An 18,956-nucleotide genomic window follows, 5' to 3' on the forward strand; every position below is an offset into this window, starting at 1 on the left:
CAGCCTGCGCGGCCGCAGACAGTACAACTGGTACTTGCCGTGGCCGCGCAACGACACCAGGGTCTTTTGAAACGCCCTCTTAGAGACAGATCCATTCATTCCACGACAAGTACCCGGGACAAACAGGGAGACCTATGAGCATCAACGGCAAGGCATATATCGTCGGGGCCTACGAGCACCCGACCCGCAAGGCTCCGGACAAGAGCGTCGCGCAACTGCACGCGGAGTGCGCACGTGGCGCGCTGGAAGACGCCGGACTCAGCCTGCAGGACGTCGACGGCTACTTCTGCGCGGGTGACGCGCCCGGCCTCGGCATGATCAACATGGTGGACTACCTTGGCCTCAAGGTGCGTCATGTGGACTCCACCGACACCGGCGGCTCGGCCTATATCGCCCACGTCTCGCACGCCGCGCAGGCCATCGCCGCCGGCAAGTGCAACGTGGCGCTGATCACGCTGGCGGGCCGTCCGCGCTCGGAAGGCTCGAGCGGCACGCAGGCGCGCAACTGGGGCGCCAACCTGCCCGACCAGCCCTTCGAGGCGCCCTACAGCGCCGTCACGGTGAACCTGTACGCCATGGTCGCGATGCGGCATATGTTCCAGTACGGCACCACCAGCGAGCAGCTCGCCTGGATCAAGGTGGCGGCCTCGCACCACGCCCAGCACAACCCCAACGCCATGCTGCGCGAGGTGGTGACCGTGGACGACGTGCTGAATTCCCCCATGATCTCCGACCCGCTGCACAAGCTGGACTGCTGCGTGGTCAGCGACGGCGGCGGCGCGCTGATCGTGGCGCGCCCGGAAATCGCGGCCCGGCTCAAGCGCCCCAAGGTCAAGATCATCGGCGCCGGCGAAGCGGTCAAGGGCCAGCTCGGCGGCGAAGTGGACCTGAGCTGGTCCGGCGCGGCCATCTCGGGCCCGATCGCCTTCGAGGAAGCGCGCATCCGCCCGTCCGACATCAAGTACGCCTCGATCTACGACAGCTTCACCATCACGGTGCTGATGCAGCTCGAAGACCTGGGCTTCTGCAAGAAGGGCGAAGGCGGCCGGTTCGTGGCCGACGGCAACCTGATCTCCGGCGTGGGCAAGCTGCCCTTCAATACCGACGGCGGCGGCCTGTGCAACAACCACCCGGCCAATCGCGGCGGCATCACCAAGGTGATCGAGGCGGTGCGCCAGCTGCGCGGCGAAGCGCATCCCGCCGTGCAGGTCAAGAACTGCGACCTGGCCCTGGCCCAGGGCACGGGCGGCTATCTCGGCTCGCGCCACGGCAGCGCCACTGTGATTCTGGAACGGGAGTAACAAGATGAGCACACCTTACACGGCCACGCCGCTCAAGTCGCCGCAGGTGGCACCGGACAACACCGAGTTCTGGGAAGCCGCGCGCGAAGGCCGCCTGCTGGTCAGGCACTGCAAGTCCTGCGGCAAGCCGCACTGGTATCCGCGCACGTTGTGCCCCTTCTGCATGGGCGACACGGAATGGAAGCAGGCTTCGGGCCGCGGCACCATCTATTCGTTCAGCGTCACGCGCCGCGCCGGCCCCACGCCGTTCTGCATCGCTTACGTGAAGCTGGAAGAAGGCGTGACCATGATGACCCATATCGTGGATTGCGACCTGGATACGGTGCGTATCGGGCAGGAAGTGAAGCTCACCTTCACGCCGACCGAGGACGGCCCGCCGGTGCCGACGTTCGCGCCGGTCGGCGCGGGCTGAGCTGACGAGGCAAGGGGGAAGCGGCGCGCCGGCGGCGCCCGCGGTACCCCGGGGGCTTTGCGCCCTTTCCCCTCATGGGGAGAGGGTCTGGGCAAGCGGGGACGACAGCCGGCAAGGCATGGCTGGCTGCGTCAGCCAACCAGATTGCGCAACGCCTCCCCGGCCACCCAGCGCCGCAGGTTGTCCAGGAAGATGCCCGCCACGCGCGCGGCATTGCCGTCGGAAAAACCCGCGCTGTGCGGCGTGGCGATGACGTTGGGCAGGCTCCACAGCGGCGAATCCGCCGGCAGTGGCTCATGCGCAAACACGTCCAGGTAGGCGCCGGCAAGGCGGCCGGACCTCAGCGCTTCGATCAGCGCGCCCTCTTCCACCACTTCGCCGCGCGCCACGTTGACGAGCCTGGCGCCGGCAGGCAGCAAGGCCAGCGCGGCGCCGTCCACCAGCCCGTGCGTCTGCGCGGTCAGCGGACATGCGAGCACCAGCCAGTCGGTACGCGGCAACACCCCGCTCACTGAGTCGAAGCTCACCGTCTCGTAGCCGGCGCCGGCCGGCAAGGCGCGCTGCCGCACCACGATCACGTTCATGCCCAGCGTCTGCAGCAGCTTGCCGAGCAACTGCCCGATCGGGCCCCAGCCCACGATGGTCGCAGTCTGCCCGGCAATGTCGCGCGGCAGGCCAGAGCCGATCAGCGGCGCCCACCGGCGCTCGCGCTGCGCTGCCACCATCTGCGGGAAATGCCGCGCCAGCGCCAGCAGCCCGGCCAGCGCGGTCTGCGCCACCACGCCTGCGTTGGCGCCCGACGAGGTGGTCACCGCCACGCCGCGCGCGCGCAGTTCGCCGAATACCGCGCGGTCCGCGCCGGCCGAATGCGTATGTGCCCAGCGCAGCGCGGTGCTGGCCAGCATGGCATCGTAGAAACGCCGCGTGGCCGGCAGGATCTCATGCTTGGTGGACAGCCCGGTGACGTCGCGCGAGACAAAGGCGATGTCGGCATCCAGCCCGGCAGGCAGGCCGCCCTCCCCGGCCGCCGGCACGACCGGCACGAAGCTGCCGCCCAGTGCGGCCCCGATCTGCGCACCGTACTGCCGTAGCGCCTGTTCCGACAACAGGATGCGCGGGCCCAGCCCGCCGGACGGATGATTCATTGCAGCCTGCATATCGTTCAATCCACCGAAGCGCCCGAATCGCGCACCACCACTTTCCACTTGTCGTACTCCTTGTGCGTGAACTTGCCGAACTGCTCCGGCGAGCCGCCCACCGGATCGGCGCCTTCGCGCACCATCTGCGCCTGCAGCGACGGCAGCGCCTCGTTGATCGCCTGGTTCAGCTTGTCGATGACCGGCTTGGGCGTGCCCCTGGGCGCAAACACGCCGAACCAGGAGCCGGCCTCGAAACCGGGAAAGCCCTTCTCCGCCACCGTCGGCACCTCGGGCAGCGACTGCGAGCGGTGCGCGCTGCTCACTGCAAGCGCCCGCAGCTTGCCGGCCTTGATATGGGCGATGACCGACGGGATGGTGGCAAACATGAACTGTACCCGGCCCGAGAGCAGATCGTTGAGCGCGTCGGCACCCTTGTACGGAATATGGGTGGCCTCGGTGCCGACGCGCTGCGTCAGCATGAAGCTCGACAGCTGGGAGGACGTGCCCACCCCGGTGGAACTGTAGTTGAGCTTGCCCGGATTGGCCTTGGCGTAGGCCACGAACTCCTCGAAGCTCTTCGCCGGCAGCGAGGGATGCACCACCAGCACATTGGGCACGTCGGCGATCTGCACCACCGGCACCAGGTCGGCCAGCGGATCGTAGTTCAGCCGTTTGTACAGCGTCTGGTTGATGGAAATGGGCCCGACCGAATCGACCAGCAGCGTATAGCCGTCCGCCGGTGCGCGCACCACCGCCTCGGTGCCGATATTGCCCCCGGCCCCGGGCCGGTTGTCCACCACGAAGGACTGCCTGAAGCGCTGGGCCAGTACCTGGCTGACGCTGCGCGCCAGGATATCGGTGGTGCCGCCGGCGGTGAAGGCCACCACCACGCGCACCGGCCGGGCCGGGTAGTCGTCGCCGGCGGCGTGGGCGGGGGCCCCGCCGGCGCAGGCCAGCCCGAAGGCAAGGGCGGCCAGCGCCCGGCGCGGCGCATGCATGGGGTGGAACGAGGATAAAGCGGGGGCGAACTTCGGCATGACGGTCTCCTTGGGACGGCCGGCATCGGAACGCGCCCGCGTCCGCCGTTCCCTGTCTGTTTTATGTTCTGGTGTTCGTCGGTGCGGCTTGCGGTACTGCGGCGGGGCTTTCGGGCGCCCGCGCGAGCGCGCCCGGATGTTCGCGCTCCCGGGGCGCCGCGCTCAGTCGCGGAAACCCGGGTCCAGGCGGTCGAGCTTGCGCAGCAGCGCCGGCCACTCCATCACGCCATAGGGCCTGCGCGTGCCGGGCTGGTAGTTGTTCCAGGTCTCCTGCAGCACCTCGGCGCCCACCTCGCGCAGCGGCGTGTTGCAGGACATCGCGCCGATCTGGGCGCGGCAGGCCAGCTCCAGCCGGTGCATCCAGTTGAAGGCCTCACCCACGGTATTGCCCACCGTAAGCGCGCCATGGTTGCGCAGGATCAGCGCCTCGCCGCGGCCCAGGTCTTCGATCAGCGAGGCCTGCTCGGCAGTGTCCAGCACCACGCCCTGGTAGTCGTGGTAGCCGATCTTGAGAAAGCGCATGGCGGTCTGCGTAAGCGGCAGCAGCCCGCAGTCCAGCGACGATACCGCCATCGAGGCCCAGCTATGCGTATGGATCACGCAGGCCACTTCGGGGCGCGCTTCGTGCACGGCGCTGTGGATCACGTAGCCGGCCTTGTTGATGCCGTAGTTGAGCGCGCCGAAATCCGGCTTGGAGAGGAGATTGCCGGCATGGTCCACCTTGATCAGGCTGGAGGCGGTGATTTCCTCGTACATCATGCCGTAGGCATTGATGAGGAAGGCGCCATCCTCGTCCGGCACGCGCGCCGAGATATGGTTGGCCATCATGTCCGCCATGCCGTACAGCTCCACCAGGCGGTAGCAGGCGGCCAGGTCCACGCGCGCCTGCCACTCGGCTTCGCTGCACTGGTCCCGCATCGAGGAAATGGCGAGCACGCCGGGCTTGGTCATGTGGAGTCTCCTTGGGTACGGTGTTCTTGTTCGGGTGTCTGCGGGACCGGTTGCCGCTCAGTCCGAGCCGAGCGCCAGGCCGGCGGGCCGGCGTTTCTCGATATTCCACTTCAGCAGTGCCGCGCTGCGATAGATGCCGTGCGCGAACTTGCCGTAAGGCAGGGTCAGGAACAGCGCCATCACCACGCCCAGGTGCAGGGCCAGCAGCAATGCCATGGCGGCGGAATCGCGCCAGGCCAGCAGCGCCAGGCCGCTCAGGCTGGTGAGGAACAGCAGCGCGATAAAGCCGCGGTCCATCGGCTTCTGGGCGGCGTCGCCCGTGCGCGGGTCACGCTTGAGGTTAAGCCAGAACAGCCCCGCGGTGCCGATCAGCAGCCCGATGCCGCCCGCCGTGCCCAGCAGGACAGGCAGGCTGCCCAGCGCATAGGGCGCGTGCAGATCCAGCAGGTAGTGATACAGGGTGGCAACCGCCGTGGCGGCGAAGCACAACATGAAGCCATAGAACGTGAAATGGTGGAAGCGGCGGCGCCACAGCGTGAAGGCGTCGTCGGCATTGTTGCAGCCCTGGCCGTGGCCGCCGTCGAGGTAGCGCAGGCGTAGCGCATCGTGCGCCGCGCCACCGATGGCCGGGCCTCGGGCCTCGCCTGCCAGCTCGCCCGGGGTGACCTTGCGCCAGAAGCGCATCACGCCCACGCCCAGCGCCACGATGGCAAGGCCGAATACCAGCCCGAACATCGCCGCCAGCAGGTTGTGCGGGAAGATGGCGTAGAAGTTGCCGGCCAGCGGCGCATGCAGCAGGCTGCCCTGCATGGCCAGCGCCATCACCAGGAACAGCGCCAGGCCGCCCGCCAGCGCCAGCGCGGTGGCCAGGCCGGCGCGGCGGTAGAGGCCGCCGAACGCGGCCGGCCAGGCGTAGTCCGAATAGGTTTGCGCCCGTACCTTGGCCATGGCCTGCGGCACGTTCACCGCGAACTCGTGCGGCGGCGCGTACTGGCAGGCGTGGTAGCAGGCGCCGCAGTTGTGGCACAGGTTGGCCAGGTAGTGGATATCTGCCTTGCCGAATTCCAGCCGGCGCGTCATGGCCGGGAACACGGCGCAGAAGCCTTCGCAATAGCGGCAGGCGTTGCAGATCTGCATGACGCGGCCGACCTCGGCCTCGTCGCCGGTCAGCGGCAGCACGCCCTGGGCCAGCGCCGCCGCTTCGCGCGTCAGCGCTTCAAGATGTTGCATGCTGCTCTTCCTGGAGTTCGTTGTGACGGGTCCGCCCGAACGCGGCGGCGGCGGCCCGCGTGCCGGCGATGCGGCCGAAGGCGGTGCCGATGGCCATGCCCACGCCCGCGGTGTAGCCCTTGCCCAGCACGTTGCCGGCCATCATCTCGCCGGCCACGAACAGGTTGGCGCTGGGCTTGCCGCCGAAGTGCACGGCGGCGTGCTCGTCCACCTTCAGGCCGAGATAGGTGAAGGTGATGCCGGGCCGCAGCGCATAGCCGTAGAACGGCGCGGTATCGAGCGGGCGCGCCCAGTGGGTCTTGGCCGGCGCGATGCCTTCGGTATGGCAGTCGTCCAGCACGGTGTGGTCGAAGGTGCCGACGCGGCAGGCCGCGTTGTAGTCCTCGATGGTGCGCACGAAGGTGGCTTCGTCCAGCCCGAGCTGGCGCGCCAGTTCCGGCAGCGTATCGGCGCGCACGCCGGGGAACACCGGCGGTATGAAGCGCCCGACCGCCTTGGCGTCGATGATCGAGTAACCGATCTGCCCAGGCTGCTGGGCCACCAGGCGGCCCCAGATGGCGTAGCGTTTGGGCCAGAAATCCTCGCCTTCGTCATAGAAGCGCTCGGCATTGCGGTTGAGCATCACGCCCAGCGAGACGCAGTCCACGCGGGTGCAGATGCCACCGTCGTACAGCGGCGCGCGCGCGTCGATGGCCACGCAGTGCGATTGCGACGGGTCGCCGATGGCGTCAGCCCCGGCCTCGATCATGTGCTTGAGCAGCACGCCCATATTAAAGCGCGTGCCGCGGATCAGGAAGTTGTCGGCCGGCCATTCGCCGTCGGCGTTCTGGCCCCAGGCCTCGCGCAGCCACTCGCGGTTGGACTCGAAGCCGCCGGCGGCCAGCACGCAGCTGCGCGCCTCGATGCGCTCGCTGCCGATGCGGGCGGCCACGAAGCGGTCGCCGTCGAGCTCGATGGCGTCCACCGGCGCGTCGTAGCGCACCTGCACGCCGAGCGCCTCGGCGCTGCGGAAGTAGGCATTGACCAGGGCCTTGCCGCCGCCCATGAAGAAGGCATTGGTGCGCGCCACGTGCAGCGCGCCGGACAGCGGCGGCTGGAAGTGCACGCCGTGCTTGCGCATCCAGTCGCGGCAGGTGGACGAAGCGCGGATCACCAGGCGGGCCAGGCGTTCGTCGGTCAGGCCGCCGGTGACCTTGAGCAGGTCCTGCCAGTACTCTTCTTCGGGGTAGGCCTCGACCAGCACGTCCTGCGGGGCGTCGTGCATGCAGCGCAGGTTGCGGGTGTGCTGGGAGTTGCCGCCGCGCCACTCGCGCGGTGCCGCTTCGAGCAGCAGCACGCTGGCGCCGGCTTCACGCGCCATCAGGGCGGCGCACAGGGCGGCGTTGCCGCCGCCGATGACCAGGACGTCGATCATGGGCGGGCGCCTCCGGCGAGGCGGTGGGGAGTCGGCGCGAGGCGCTCCCGGATTGGATTGATGAGGAACACGATGCGGCTTCCGGTGGGGTAGACCGCACTGTAGCGGGCTGGCGCCCTCCTGCTAAGCCCGCGGATCGCATGGGGGCATCACGAATCGTGATGCCCCCCCGGGGCGCCTGTCTTCTAGTCGACCAGCAGGCGCGCGCCGCGCCATGCGCCGGAACGTACCAGCTCGCGCGCGCAATCGGCCAGCACCACGCGCAGGGCCAGCGCCGCCGGGGACAATTCGTCGTCGGACAGGCTGCACAGGACATTCTGGCGCCGCACCTTGGGGTCGGCAATCTCGGCCAGGTGGAAGCGCTCCTGCGCGTCCGCATAGCGCCCCACCGCCGCCCACGGCTGCAACGTGGCGCCGAAACCCAGGTCCACGGCGTCCATCAGCATGGCCAGCGAGTCCACCTCCTGCACCACCTGCGGCACGATCTTGACCCGCGCGAAGGCCGCATCGAGCGTGCTGCGCAGGCCGTGCAGGCCGGTCGGCATGATCAGCGGCACGTCCTGCAACTGCGCCATGCGCAGGCGCGCGGGCGCGCCCGCCTCCGAGCCGGCCGGCAGGCTCTTGCGCGAACGGATCAGGAACAGGGTTTCCTCGAGCAGCGGCGTGACGCTCCAGCGGCGCGCCACGTGGGTGTCGAACAGCACCGCCAGGTCGAGCTGGCGCGCGTTGAGCATGGCGCCCAGATGGCCGGACAGGCTTTCCACCATATGCAGGCGCACGTCGGGATAGCGCTCGCGCATGGCGCGCATCAGCGGCACGCCGATCACCGATGCGGTGGTCGGCGCCAGCCCCACGCTGACCGTGCCGGACAGCCGCGCATGCTGGGCTGCGCGCTTGGCCTGCTCGGCATGGCGCAGCGCCAGCTGGGCTTCGCGGAAGAAGGCCAGGCCGGCCTCGGTCGGGGTGACGCCGCGCGTGGTCCGGCGCAGCAGGCGGGTGGACAGCTCGCTCTCCAGCCGGCTGATCTGCTGGCTCATGGCCGACTGCACCATGTCCAGGTCGAGCGCGGCGCGGCTCATGCTGCCGAGCTCGACCACCCGCACGAAGTATTGAAGCTGGCGCAGTTCCATCTGGCTCCCCCGACGCCCGGAAAATTGTCTGGGTTGCTTATACCAGAATCGCGGGCGCCCCCTCCCCAACTGCTGGCAGGGGGCCGCCCGGCGGTTGAAACGCGCGCTCAGGCTTCGTCGAAGCCGCTGTACCAGTCCACGGCCTGGTCGGAGTAGGCCAGGCCCTTCGCCGCGAGCGCCTCGCGCATGCGGTACATGTCCAGGCCCAGCACGCCCGAGGCCAGCGTGGCCCGCTTGGCCAGCTCCGCGGCTTCGCGCTCGGCGGCGAGCCGCGCGGTCTCGGCGGCCCGCGGCCGCGGCACCACCACCACGCCGTCGCCATCGGCCACGATCACGTCGCCGGGGCGCACCTGGGCGCCGGCGCACACCACCGGCACATTGACCGCGCCCACGGTTTCCTTGACCGCGCCCTGCGCGCTGACCGCCCGCGACCAGACCGGGAAGGCCATGGCGTTCAGCGTGGCAACGTCGCGCACGCCGGCGTCGATGACCAGGCCGCGCGCGCCGCGCGCCTTGAGCGACGTGGCCAGCAGGTCGCCGAACAGGCCGTCGGTGCAGTCGCTGACCAGCGCCACCACCAGCACGTCGCCGGGCTGCACCATCTCCACGGCGACGTGGATCATCCAGTTGTCGCCGGGATGCATCAGCACCGTCACCGCGCTGCCGGCAATGGCGGCGCCGGACTGGATCGGCCGCAGATAAGGCTTCATCAGCCCGGTGCGGCGCTGCGCCTCATGCACCGTGGCCACGCCGGCCGCGCCGAGCGCATCGATGGCGGCGGCGTCGGCACGCAGGATGTTGCGATAGGCGATGGTCTTCATGCCAGGCTCTCCACTACTTGCGGGAACACGCGCGCATAGCCTTCGCCGTGCCTGACCTTGCGCTCCGAGTTGCGCGTGGCCTGGGCGCCGCGCTGCAGCGCCACGCGCGTGTAGTACTCCCACAGGTGCTCCTGCGCCGCCATGGTGGCGAAGGCACGCTGCTTCTTTTCCCACACGGACGAAATATCGAGCAGCACGTCGGGCTTCCAGTTGCATTGCTCGGGCTGGTGCGGCTCGAACAGGAACACCGGCGGCGCGCCGATCACCGGCACCTCGGGCTTGTAGCCGTGCGCCTGGGCGATGACGCGCGCTTCCTGCGCCACGTGGGTGGCAAGCGGGTGGTCGAAGTTGTAGATGTCCTCGCGCGAATGGCTCAGGACCAGTTCGGGGCGCAGTTCGCGGTAGATGTCGGCCAGGCGCAGCAGCGCCTCGTCGCTCACCCGCAGGGGATAGTCGCCCAGGTCGAAGCACTCGAGCGTGGCACCGAGGATATCGGCGGCCTGCTGCGCTTCCTCGCGCCGCGCGGCCTTGACCCGCTCCATCGTCATGCCCGGCTGGCGCCACATCTTGGCAGACTCGCCGCGCTCGCCGAACGACAGGCAGACGATCTTCACGTTGTAGCCGCGCTCGGCGTACAGCGCAATGGCGCCGCCGGCGCGCCAGACGAAGTCGGCTGCGTGCGCGCTGACCACCAGCATGGCAGGACGGTCGGTTGCGGCTTGTGCCCCGCTGGGGGCCTGGGCTTGGATTTCGGTCATGGGTGTTACCGTGTGAGATCGATGGCATGGCCACGCCGTGCCGGGCCCCGGGCCCCGCGCGGCGCGGCACGGAAGTCAGTCGGCGGTGATGCCCGCCTTGCGGATCACGCCGTTCCAGGTCGTGGTTTCATTGCGCACGAACTGGCCGAAGGCCTCGGGCGTGCCCGGCAGGATCGTCACGCCCAGCTGGGCGAGCTGCTTGCGCACATCGGCATCGGCAAGCGCGGCGTTGGCGGCGGCGTTGAGTTCGTGGATCACCGCCGGCGGCGTCCTGGCCGGCGCGATCAGGCCCCACCACACCGAGGCGGTAAAGCCAGGCACGCCCTCTTCGCGCGAGGTCGGTACCGCGGGCAGCAGCGGCGTGCGCTGGTCGCTCGCCACCGCGATGGCGCGCAGGGTACCGGCACGGATATGCGTGATGACTTCGAGCGGATTGATCGGCATGTAGGAAATGCGCTCGCCCAGCAGGTCGGTGATGGCCGGTGCGCCACCCTTGTAGGGCACGTGCAGCACATCGATATGCGCCGCTTCCTTGAACAGCTCGCCGGCGAGGTGGCCGGAGCTGCCGTTGCCGGCAGAGGCGTAGCTGAGCTTGCCGGGCTGGGCCTGGGCCTGGGAGATCAGCCCCTTGAGCGAGGTCACGCTGGATTTCGCCGGTACCACCAGCACCAGCGAGGCCTGCCCGATGCGGGCCACCGGCGCGAAGTCCCGGGCCGGGTCGAAGGGCAGCTTGGCGAACAGCGCGGCATTGGTGGCCAGGCTGTTGGAGGCCATCATGATGGTGTAGCCGTCGGGCGCGGCCTTGGCCACGGTGTCCATGCCGATGTTGGTGCTGGCGCCCGGGCGGTTGTCGACGATGACCGGCTGCTTGAGCTGCACGCTCATGCGCTGGCCGACCGCGCGCGCCACGATATCTACGGCGCCGCCCGCCGCGTAAGGCACGACCAGCCGGATCGGCCTGGCCGGATAGGGCTCGGCCCCGCCCGCCGCGGCAACCACGCCCAGTGACAAGGTGGCCGCCAGCAAGGCGGCAAGGTGGGATCGACGCAGCATTCTTGTCTCCGGACAGGTTATCGGTTGTATCGTTTGCGTGCATTCTGCGCAGCGGCCGTGATACTGTCCAATATGTTTTAGACCAGCTTGTTATCTCTGATTGCTATAACCAAACCAGAGCCAAAGCCCCTCACCCTCACCGCAAGCCCATGGATTTCCGGCAACTCCGCTATTTCGTCGCCGTGGCCGAAGCACTGAGCTTCAGCGAAGCCGCGCGCAAGCTGCATATCAGCCAGCCTCCGCTGAGCACCCAGATCAAGGCCCTGGAAGACGAACTCGGCAGCCCCCTGCTCGACCGCTCGCGCCACCACGTGGCGCTGACCCCGGCCGGCAGCCTGTTCCTGGACAAGGCCCGGGCGGCCCTGGGCAACCTGGAGCAGGCCCGCGAAGTGGTCAGGCAGGTCGCCGCGGGCGAGGCCGGCGAGATCCGGGTGGGCTTCACCGCCTCGGTGCCGATGCAGGACGTCTTTCCGCGCGCAGTGCAGCAGTTCCGTCTTGGCCACCGCCGCGCGATGCTGGAGCTGGTGCACATGTCCACCGGCCAGCAATTGCAGGCGCTGGAAAAAAGCGAGATCGACATCGGTTTCCTGCGGCCCTCGCCGCAGTTCCACCCGCCCGCCAGCATCACGGTGCATGAAGTGCTCGCCGACCGGCTGGTCGCCGTGCTGCCGGCCACGCATGCACTGGCCGGGCCGGAGGACGGGGGCACCGCCACGACAGGCGCGCCGCCGCTCGAGATCGGCGCGCTCTCCGGCCAGCCTTTCCTGCTGTTCCCGCGCGGCCTGGGCTGCGGCCTGTTCGACCACGTGACCACGCTCTGCAACCGGGCTGGCTTTGCCCCGCGCATTGCCCAGGAGGCACGCGAGGCCACCACCATCATCGGACTGGTGGCAAGCGGCGCGGGCGTCTCGGTGCTGCCGGAGATCTATGCGCGCACCGGCATCCCCGGCGTGGCCTACCGGCCGCTGGCGGGCCCGGACGCGGCCAGCCGCGTGCTGGTGGCGCATCGCACGGGCGCGCTCTCGCCCATCATGCGCAGGTTCCTGGGGTTTTTCGATGCCGGCGAGGCGGCGACGCTGGCCTGACGAGCACTCGGCCTGCGCGGCCCGCCATGAACGATGGCCTCGTTGATGCGTCAAAAGACGCACATTGCAGTGCATCGCGCACAATGGAGGCTCGCAACGACTCGCGACGACCCGCAACGGCAGAGACTCAGGAGGATTCCACCGCATGACCGTATTCCAGGGGACCGGCGCCCTTTTCACCCTCATCGCCATCTTCGGCGTCATCAACTACCGCTTCATCAAGCTGCCCGACACGCTGGGCATCACCGCCGTGGGCCTGGTGACCTGCCTGAGCGTATCCGTGCTCGGCTTCAATCACCCTGAAATGGTGGCCCAGGCCCGCAAGCTGGTGGCCCAGATCGATTTCTCCGACCTGGTCTTCCACGGCCTGCTCAGCCTGCTGCTGTTCGCCGGCGCGCTGCACGTGGACCTGTCGCGCATGCGTCGCCAGCGGCGCGCCGTGTTGCTGCTCGCCACGGTCGGCGTGGTGATCTCCACGGCCGCGGTGGGCCTCGGTTTCTTCTACGTGGCGCAATGGCTGGGCCATCCCGTCAGCCTGCTGTGGTGCCTGGTGTTCGGCGCACTGATCTCGCCGACCGATCCCATCGCGGTACTCAGCGTGCTCAAGAACGCCGGTGCGCCAGAAAGCCTGGAAACCAAGATCGCCGGCGAATCGCTGTTCAACGACGGCACCGCCGTGGTGGCCTTCCTCACGCTGGTCGGCCTGGCCACCGGCGCCACCGAGTTCTCGGCTTCGCACGTGGCCATGGCGCTGGTGCGCGAGGTACTGGGCGCGCTGGTGCTGGGCGCGGTGCTGGGCTACGGTGCGTCGCTGCTGTTGCGCGGCATCGAGAGCTATCCGGTGGAGATCCTCATCACGCTGGCGCTGGCCACGGGTGGCTACAGCCTGGCCGAACTGGTGCATGTCTCGGCGCCACTGTCGGTGGTCATCATGGGGCTGGTGATCGGCAACCACGGCGCGGCCACTTCGATGTCAGAGAAGACGCGCGAGCATCTGTTCAATTTCTGGGGCTTGCTCGACGAACTGCTCAACCTGGTGCTGTTCGGCCTGATCGGGCTGGAGATCATCGCGCTGTCGCTGCACCTGCATATCGTGTGGCTGGGGCTGGCGGCGATTCCCGTGGTGCTGCTGGCGCGCTGCATCAGCGTGGCGATCCCGCTGCTGGCGCTGCAGAACTTCCGCCGGCTCAACCCGCACTCGGCCACCATCATGACCTGGGGCGGGCTGCGCGGCGGCATTTCGATCGCGCTGGCGCTGTCGCTGCCGGAGTTCCACGGGCGCGAGATGCTGATCGGCGTGACCTACCTGGTGGTGGTGTTCAGCCTGCTGATCCAGGCCACCACGCTGGGACGGCTGGTCAGGCACCTGAACGGGCGCAACGGGCTGAACGCCACGCGCTGATCCCGATAGCAGAAAGGCCCGGAAGCGCTACGCCACCGGGCCTCGCCGGAAACCGGCAGCGGGAGGGCATGCGCGCCCTCCCGCCCTGCTCACGCCACCTTCGGGAAATCCACCACCGTATCGTTGACGCGGTTGACCATATTGGTGAACAGGATCGCGCTGACGGCCTGGATGCTCTCAATGATCTGGCGGTCGCTGTAGCCGGCTTCGCGCACATCGGCCACGGCGCTGGCGGGCAGCGTGCCGCTGGTCTTGACGAGGGTCAGCGCAAAGCGGACCAGCGCGTCGATCTTGCCGTCCTCGGCGTAGGCGCCGGCGCGCAGCGCGCGGGTCTGCTCGGTGCTGTAGCCGGCCATCTTGCCGGTCATGGTGTGCGCGGCCACGCAATAGTCACAACCCGAGGCTTCGCTGACGGCGAGGTTGATGGCTTCGACTTCGCGCGCGCTCAGCGTGGAATTCTTCTGCAGCAGCGCACCAGTCTGCAGCGCGTTGGCCAGCACGGCCGGGGCATTGCTGCCGATGGTCAGGTAGGCGTTGGGTACCTTGCCGATGGCCTTCTTGATGGCGCCGAACAATTCGGCGGTCTGGCCAGTGGCTTCGTCGAGGGCGATGGTGTGAAGACGGGACATGACGGACTCCTTTGCGTTGGTTGATGGACCGCGCGGTGTTTGTTGCGCGGCTTCCATGGACTGAAGTCTAGGCGCCCAAACTGCGCGTTACCGCATATAATGATCGCAATATCTTGCCCAAACGTCTCAAGCAAGCTCACCTCGCCCGGACCCTCTACCCTCCCGAAGCCATGGACAGCCTGACCGAACTCGTCCGCATGCTGGCGCCCGCCGGAACCGTCGACCTGCATTGCCACTTTGCCGGCGTCTGGCGGGTGGACCATGTGCTGGCGCCGCCGGGACACCTGCCCTATCACATCATCCTCGAAGGGCAGGCGATCGCCGAGGCCGGAAAGAAGGAAATGACGCTGGATGCCGGCGATGTGCTGCTGTTTCCGCACGGCAGCGCGCATACGCTGCGCAGCCTGCGGGCCAATACCGGCAAGGGCGGGGACCAGGCCGCCCCGGGCGAGCGGCAGACACACTTCAACGGCATGCTGACCGAGGTGAGGATCCCGGGCGAAGGGCCTGAGCTGGACCTGCTGTGCGGCACCTTCGTGCTGGGCCTGCCGGGCACCATGCTGCTGCGCCACCTGCCGCCGGTGCTGCGCATATCCACCGCGGGGCGCGCCGACTGCGCGTGGCTGGATGCCATGATCGGCATGATGCGCAACGAGGCGCAGGCACCCGAGCCGGGCGGCACCGCGGTGATCGGGCAGCTCTCCACGGCGCTGCTGACCTTGCTGCTGCGCGCCCTGATCGCGCAGGGCGGCGTGACCCACAGCGTGCTGGCGCTGATGGCGGACGCGCGCATGGCGCGGGCCGTGGACGCGGTGCTGAAGGCGCCAGCCGAGCCGTGGTCGGTGGAATCGCTGGCACAGGTGTGCAATGTGTCGCGCGCCACGTTCGCACGGCGCTTCACGCAGCTCAGCGGCGAGACGCCGCTGCAGTTCGTCACCACCTTGCGCATGGAATTGGCGGCCCGCCTGCTGACCCAGGACCGCGAGTCCGCGGCCAATATCGGCGAACAATGCGGCTACGCTTCCGAGGCGGCCTTCGGGCGCGCCTTCAAGGCGTATTTCGGCGTGGGCCCGGGCGCGTTCAGGCTGGCCGCGCGCGAGCGGCGCAGCGCCGCCGTCGCGCAGGCGGCGGCTGCAGCGGGATAGCGGCGCCTCAGGCGGCGGCGTGGGGGGCCTGCCGGGCCTCGTAGACCTGCAGGTGGGCGTAGGCAGTGCGCACCAGCGGCACGGCGTGCCCGAAGCGCTCGGCGCGGCTGGCCATGTCGCCAACGATGTCGCGCGCTTCCAGGCGCGGCGCACCCTGGGCGATATCGCGCATCATCGAGGCCGCCCACGGCGAGTTGGCGTCCAGCAGCCGCTCGACCATCGCCTTGTGCACCGGCTCGGGCAGCGCATGGCCCGACAGCCGCGCCACTGTGGCGCATTCGTCCATGGCCTGCTGCATCAGTGCGCGGCCGTCGTCGGTCTTCACGATCTCGCCCACCGTGCCGCGCATCAGGCAGGTCATCAGCGCGCCCGACGCGATCATCACCCACTTGTTCCACAGCGCCTGGTCGACGTTGGCCGACAGCTCGCGCGTGCCGGGCGTGGCCGCGGCCAGTTCATGGAAAGCGCGGGCCAGGGGCTGCGCGGCCTCGGCGCGCGCGCCCACCACCAGTCTGTCGCCGGCGCCCTGGTGCACCACCGCGCCCCCAGCTTCGAGCGTGGTGGCGATGTAGGAAACGCCGCCCAGCACGCGTTCGCGGCCATAGCGCGCGTCCAGCGTTTCGTAGGCGCGCAGGCCGTTGACCAGCGGCAGTATGGCCGTGCCGTTGCCGCGCTCGTCCAGCGCCGGACCGAGCGCCTGCATGGCGCTTTCGAGGTCGTAGGTCTTGCAGGCCAGCAGCACCAGGTCGTAGTCCGGGCCCACATCGCCGGCCTGCACCGTCTTCACGGCGGTGCGGATATCGCCTAGCTCGCTGCGCACCACCAGGCCATCGCGGGCCAGCACCTCGGCGCGCCGCGGCCGCACCAGGAATGTGACATCCGCGCCAGCCTGCTGCAGGCGGCCGCCGTAATAACCGCCCATGGCGCCCGCGCCCAGGACCAGAATCTTCATGACGTTCCCCGCTTCGATGAAATGAATGAAACAAACGGATGCGGAGGCCCGCGCGGGCACGGTGCGCGGCAGCCGCGCGGCCTGCTAGACCTCCCCTGCAACTTCGTCCGGCGCCTGCTCGGCGCCGGACAAAAAATCCTGCGCGGCGGCGAGCCGCCTGCGCATCCCCTCTTGCGCGGCCGGCCCCGGCACCAGCGCATGTCGCGCAAAGCTCAGGGGCTCGCCGGTGCCGCGGTCCACCAGCACTGGCTCGACCGCCTTGCCGGTGTCCTTGTCGACCAGCTCCACGCTCGGCCCTTCCGGCGCGAAGTGCTTGTTGCCCCAGGCCAGCATGGCCAGCAGCACCGGCAGGAAATCGTGCCCGACCGGGGTCAGCACGTATTCGTAGCGCGGCGGCTTTTCCGAGTACTGGCGCCGCTCGAGCAGCCCCTCGTCCACCAACGCCGTCAGCCGGCGCGTGAGCATATTGGGGGCGATCTCCAGGTTCCTCTGGAAGTCGTCGAAACGCCGCGAGCCGTAGAACGCCTCGCGCATCAGCAGCATGCTCCACCACTCGCCGACCCGTTCCAGGCCACGGGCGATGGGGCATTGCATATCCCTGAAGGTCTTTCTCTGCATGGTCGACGGCTCCGCTGGCATCACGATACTTTCACCATGATAGCCAAAATGGCGGCCGCCTACGGTTTCAGGAAGCCGGCCGGTCGCGCGCCGCCCCCGGCCTGGGCGGCGGCGCGCCGGGCCGGGGCGGCACGCGGCAGTACATATTGTCGGCACGGCTGCAGGCGATGCTGCCGCTTTGCGGCCGGTCCCCGCCGGCGCGCGCCGGGGCCAGGCCGCCGGCAAGCAGCGCCACGCCGGCGAGTGCAATCAGATGGCGTTTGAGCATGGTTGTTGTCCCTTGCATGGATGACGTTGCGCCTGGCCGCGTTCAGTGCGCATCGGCCGACGGCGCCTTGGGCGGCGCCACCTTGTGCATCAGCGGCACCATGGCTGTGGCGATGACGAAGCACACCAGGATGACGATGAAGATATCGGCGAAGGTCTGCGTCTGCGCCTCGCGGTAGGCCAGCGCCCACAACTGCCTGATGGCGGCGGACTGCGCCCCTTGCGCGTCGAAGCCCCACGCAGCCATATTGCTGCTGGCCGACTGCAGCAGCGCGGCCATGGCCTCGTTGCCGGCGTTGAGGTGCTCGGCCAGCCGCAGGAAATGCAGGTTGGTGCGGTCGTTGAGGATGGTGGCGCAGACCGCGATGCCGATCGCGCCGCCCAGGTTGCGCATCAGGTTGAACAGCCCCGAGGCCAGCTTGAGCCGGTCCGGCGGCAGCGCGCCCAGCGTCAGCGTGACCACCGGCGCCACCGCGAACTGCTGCGCCATGCCGCGGAAGGCCTGCGGCAGCAGCAATTGTTCGGCACCCCAGTCGCTGGTGATCGGCGCGAACTGCCACATCGAGAAGGCAAAGCAGGCCAGCCCGACCATCAGCAGCCAGCGCAGGTCCACGCGGTTGGCGAAGAAGGCATAGACCGGGATCGACATGACCTGGAAGACGCCGGTGGAGAACACCGCCAGCCCGATCTGCAGCGCGCTGAAGCCGCGCACGTGCCCCAGGAACAGCGGCGTCAGGTAGATGGTGGCGAAGATGCCCACGCCGGCGATGAAGGAGAAGAAGCAGCCCAGCGCGAAGTTGCGGTCCTTGAGCGCGCGCAGGTCCACCACCGGGTTCGCGTAGGTCAGGCTGCGCCACACGAAGCCGACGCTGGCCAGCGCGGCGATCCACGCCGTGGCGCGGACGGTGTCGTCGCCGAACCAGTCCCAGCGCGGGCCCTCTTCCAGCGTGTACTCCAGGCAGCCGAGGAACAGCGCCATCAGCGTCATGCCGAGGTAGTCGGCGCCGCGCACCAGCGACCAGTTGGGCCGGTCCACGCGCACGAACATCGGCACCGCGATCATGACGAAGATGCCCGGCACGAGGTTGATGAAGAACAGCCAGTGCCAGGAGAAGTGGTCCGTGATCCAGCCGCCCACGGTGGGCCCGAGCGTGGGCGCCAGCGAGGCCAGGCCGCCGATGGTGGCCGCGGCGATCACGCGCTGCTTGCCGGTGAAGAACATGAAGGCGGTGGTGAACACCAGCGGGATCATCGAGCCGCCCAGGAAGCCCTGCATGGCGCGGAAGGCGATCATGCTCTGGATGTTCCAGGCGATGCCGCACAGCAGGCTTGCCACCGTGAAGCCGGCGGCCGACGCCGCGAACAGCCAGCGCGTGGACATCACGCGCGCCAGCCAGCCCGACAGCGGGATGACGATGATCTCCGCGATCAGGTAGCTGGTCTGCACCCACACGGTTTCATCGGTGCCTGCCGACAGCCCGCCGCCAATGTCGCGCAGCGAGGCCGAGACGATCTGGATGTCCAGCAGCGCGATGAACATGCCCACGCACATGGTGGCGAAGGCGAACACCTTGGCGCCGGTGGTCATCGACGCCGGCGAGAAGTCCGGCAA

19 protein-coding genes are annotated in these 18,956 nt (G+C 68.9%); 5 read left to right on the top strand and 14 right to left on the bottom strand.

Annotated elements, in window-relative coordinates; all coding sequences use genetic code 11:
• Window positions 1–134 precede the first annotated feature (134 nt).
• Together AC1DKV_RS24685 and AC1DKV_RS24690 are read left to right on the top strand one after the other, a co-directional pair.
• On the top strand, window positions 135–1,301 hold the full coding sequence (locus AC1DKV_RS24685; RefSeq protein WP_441616787.1) for a thiolase domain-containing protein: 1,167 nt from the start codon (window positions 135–137) through the stop codon (window positions 1,299–1,301).
• 4 nt (window positions 1,302–1,305) lie between these two features.
• On the top strand, window positions 1,306–1,713 hold the full coding sequence (locus tag AC1DKV_RS24690) for a Zn-ribbon domain-containing OB-fold protein (protein ID WP_441616785.1): 408 nt from the start codon (window positions 1,306–1,308) through the stop codon (window positions 1,711–1,713).
• Window positions 1,714–1,844: 131 nt separating this feature from the next.
• On the opposite strand, the gene AC1DKV_RS24695 is transcribed toward AC1DKV_RS24690, so the two are convergent.
• The 9 genes from AC1DKV_RS24695 to AC1DKV_RS24735 all read right to left on the bottom strand — a co-directional run bounded on the left by AC1DKV_RS24695 (window position 1,845) and on the right by AC1DKV_RS24735 (window position 11,246).
• A complete protein-coding gene (locus AC1DKV_RS24695) occupies window positions 1,845–2,858 on the bottom strand; it encodes a D-2-hydroxyacid dehydrogenase (RefSeq protein ID WP_441616783.1) in 1,014 nt (337 codons plus the stop codon).
• 17 nt (window positions 2,859–2,875) lie between these two features.
• A complete protein-coding gene (locus tag AC1DKV_RS24700; protein ID WP_441616781.1) occupies window positions 2,876–3,889 on the bottom strand; it encodes a Bug family tripartite tricarboxylate transporter substrate binding protein in 1,014 nt (337 codons plus the stop codon).
• 162 nt (window positions 3,890–4,051) lie between these two features.
• Window positions 4,052–4,840 (bottom strand): class II aldolase/adducin family protein, encoded by a 789-nt coding sequence (locus tag AC1DKV_RS24705; protein ID WP_441616779.1) that lies wholly within the window; start codon window positions 4,838–4,840, stop codon window positions 4,052–4,054.
• 57 nt (window positions 4,841–4,897) lie between these two features.
• The gene (tcuB, locus tag AC1DKV_RS24710; protein WP_441616777.1) at window positions 4,898–6,070 is read right to left on the bottom strand and encodes a tricarballylate utilization 4Fe-4S protein TcuB; all 1,173 of its coding nucleotides are present in this window, start codon (window positions 6,068–6,070) and stop codon (window positions 4,898–4,900) included.
• A complete protein-coding gene (gene tcuA, locus AC1DKV_RS24715) occupies window positions 6,057–7,484 on the bottom strand; it encodes an FAD-dependent tricarballylate dehydrogenase TcuA (protein WP_477138208.1) in 1,428 nt (475 codons plus the stop codon). The genes tcuB and tcuA overlap by 14 nt, the downstream gene beginning before the upstream one ends.
• Before the next feature lie 185 nt (window positions 7,485–7,669).
• The gene (locus AC1DKV_RS24720) at window positions 7,670–8,614 is read right to left on the bottom strand and encodes a LysR family transcriptional regulator (protein ID WP_441616774.1); all 945 of its coding nucleotides are present in this window, start codon (window positions 8,612–8,614) and stop codon (window positions 7,670–7,672) included.
• Window positions 8,615–8,721: 107 nt separating this feature from the next.
• The gene (locus tag AC1DKV_RS24725) at window positions 8,722–9,435 is read right to left on the bottom strand and encodes a 4-carboxy-4-hydroxy-2-oxoadipate aldolase/oxaloacetate decarboxylase (protein ID WP_441616772.1); all 714 of its coding nucleotides are present in this window, start codon (window positions 9,433–9,435) and stop codon (window positions 8,722–8,724) included.
• Window positions 9,432–10,193, bottom strand: coding sequence for a PIG-L deacetylase family protein (locus tag AC1DKV_RS24730; protein WP_441616770.1), 762 nt, complete (start codon window positions 10,191–10,193; stop codon window positions 9,432–9,434). The genes AC1DKV_RS24725 and AC1DKV_RS24730 overlap by 4 nt, the downstream gene beginning before the upstream one ends.
• Before the next feature lie 75 nt (window positions 10,194–10,268).
• On the bottom strand, window positions 10,269–11,246 hold the full coding sequence (locus AC1DKV_RS24735; RefSeq protein WP_441616768.1) for a tripartite tricarboxylate transporter substrate binding protein: 978 nt from the start codon (window positions 11,244–11,246) through the stop codon (window positions 10,269–10,271).
• Between the two features lie 149 nt (window positions 11,247–11,395).
• Here AC1DKV_RS24735 and AC1DKV_RS24740 point away from each other — a divergent pair, with 149 nt between their 5' ends.
• Both AC1DKV_RS24740 and AC1DKV_RS24745 read left to right on the top strand, forming a co-directional pair.
• Window positions 11,396–12,331, top strand: a complete 936-nt coding sequence (locus tag AC1DKV_RS24740; RefSeq protein ID WP_441616766.1) for a LysR family transcriptional regulator — start codon at window positions 11,396–11,398, stop codon at window positions 12,329–12,331.
• A 145-nt stretch (window positions 12,332–12,476) separates the two neighbouring features.
• Entirely contained in the window at window positions 12,477–13,733 is a 1,257-nt protein-coding gene (locus tag AC1DKV_RS24745; RefSeq protein WP_441616764.1) for a cation:proton antiporter, read from the top strand.
• Window positions 13,734–13,822: 89 nt separating this feature from the next.
• Here AC1DKV_RS24745 and AC1DKV_RS24750 read toward each other — a convergent pair whose 3' ends face one another.
• Entirely contained in the window at window positions 13,823–14,362 is a 540-nt protein-coding gene (locus tag AC1DKV_RS24750) for a carboxymuconolactone decarboxylase family protein (RefSeq protein ID WP_441616762.1), read from the bottom strand.
• A 113-nt stretch (window positions 14,363–14,475) separates the two neighbouring features.
• On the opposite strand from AC1DKV_RS24750, the gene AC1DKV_RS24755 reads away from it, so the two are divergent.
• The gene (locus AC1DKV_RS24755) at window positions 14,476–15,507 is read left to right on the top strand and encodes a cupin domain-containing protein (protein ID WP_441616760.1); all 1,032 of its coding nucleotides are present in this window, start codon (window positions 14,476–14,478) and stop codon (window positions 15,505–15,507) included.
• A gap of 7 nt (window positions 15,508–15,514) precedes the next feature.
• On the opposite strand, the gene AC1DKV_RS24760 is transcribed toward AC1DKV_RS24755, so the two are convergent.
• The 4 genes from AC1DKV_RS24760 to AC1DKV_RS24775 form a co-directional block, all read right to left on the bottom strand.
• Window positions 15,515–16,459: a 2-dehydropantoate 2-reductase gene (locus AC1DKV_RS24760; RefSeq protein ID WP_441616758.1), complete on the bottom strand. Its 945-nt coding sequence runs from the start codon at window positions 16,457–16,459 to the stop codon at window positions 15,515–15,517.
• 84 nt (window positions 16,460–16,543) lie between these two features.
• Window positions 16,544–17,077 (bottom strand): winged helix-turn-helix transcriptional regulator, encoded by a 534-nt coding sequence (locus AC1DKV_RS24765; protein ID WP_441616756.1) that lies wholly within the window; start codon window positions 17,075–17,077, stop codon window positions 16,544–16,546.
• A 67-nt stretch (window positions 17,078–17,144) separates the two neighbouring features.
• Window positions 17,145–17,345 (bottom strand): hypothetical protein, encoded by a 201-nt coding sequence (locus tag AC1DKV_RS24770; RefSeq protein WP_441616754.1) that lies wholly within the window; start codon window positions 17,343–17,345, stop codon window positions 17,145–17,147.
• Between the two features lie 42 nt (window positions 17,346–17,387).
• A complete protein-coding gene (locus tag AC1DKV_RS24775; RefSeq protein ID WP_441616834.1) occupies window positions 17,388–18,932 on the bottom strand; it encodes a DHA2 family efflux MFS transporter permease subunit in 1,545 nt (514 codons plus the stop codon).
• Window positions 18,933–18,956: the final 24 nt, after the last annotated feature.

This window comes from Cupriavidus sp. 05T41 (assembly GCF_056396525.1).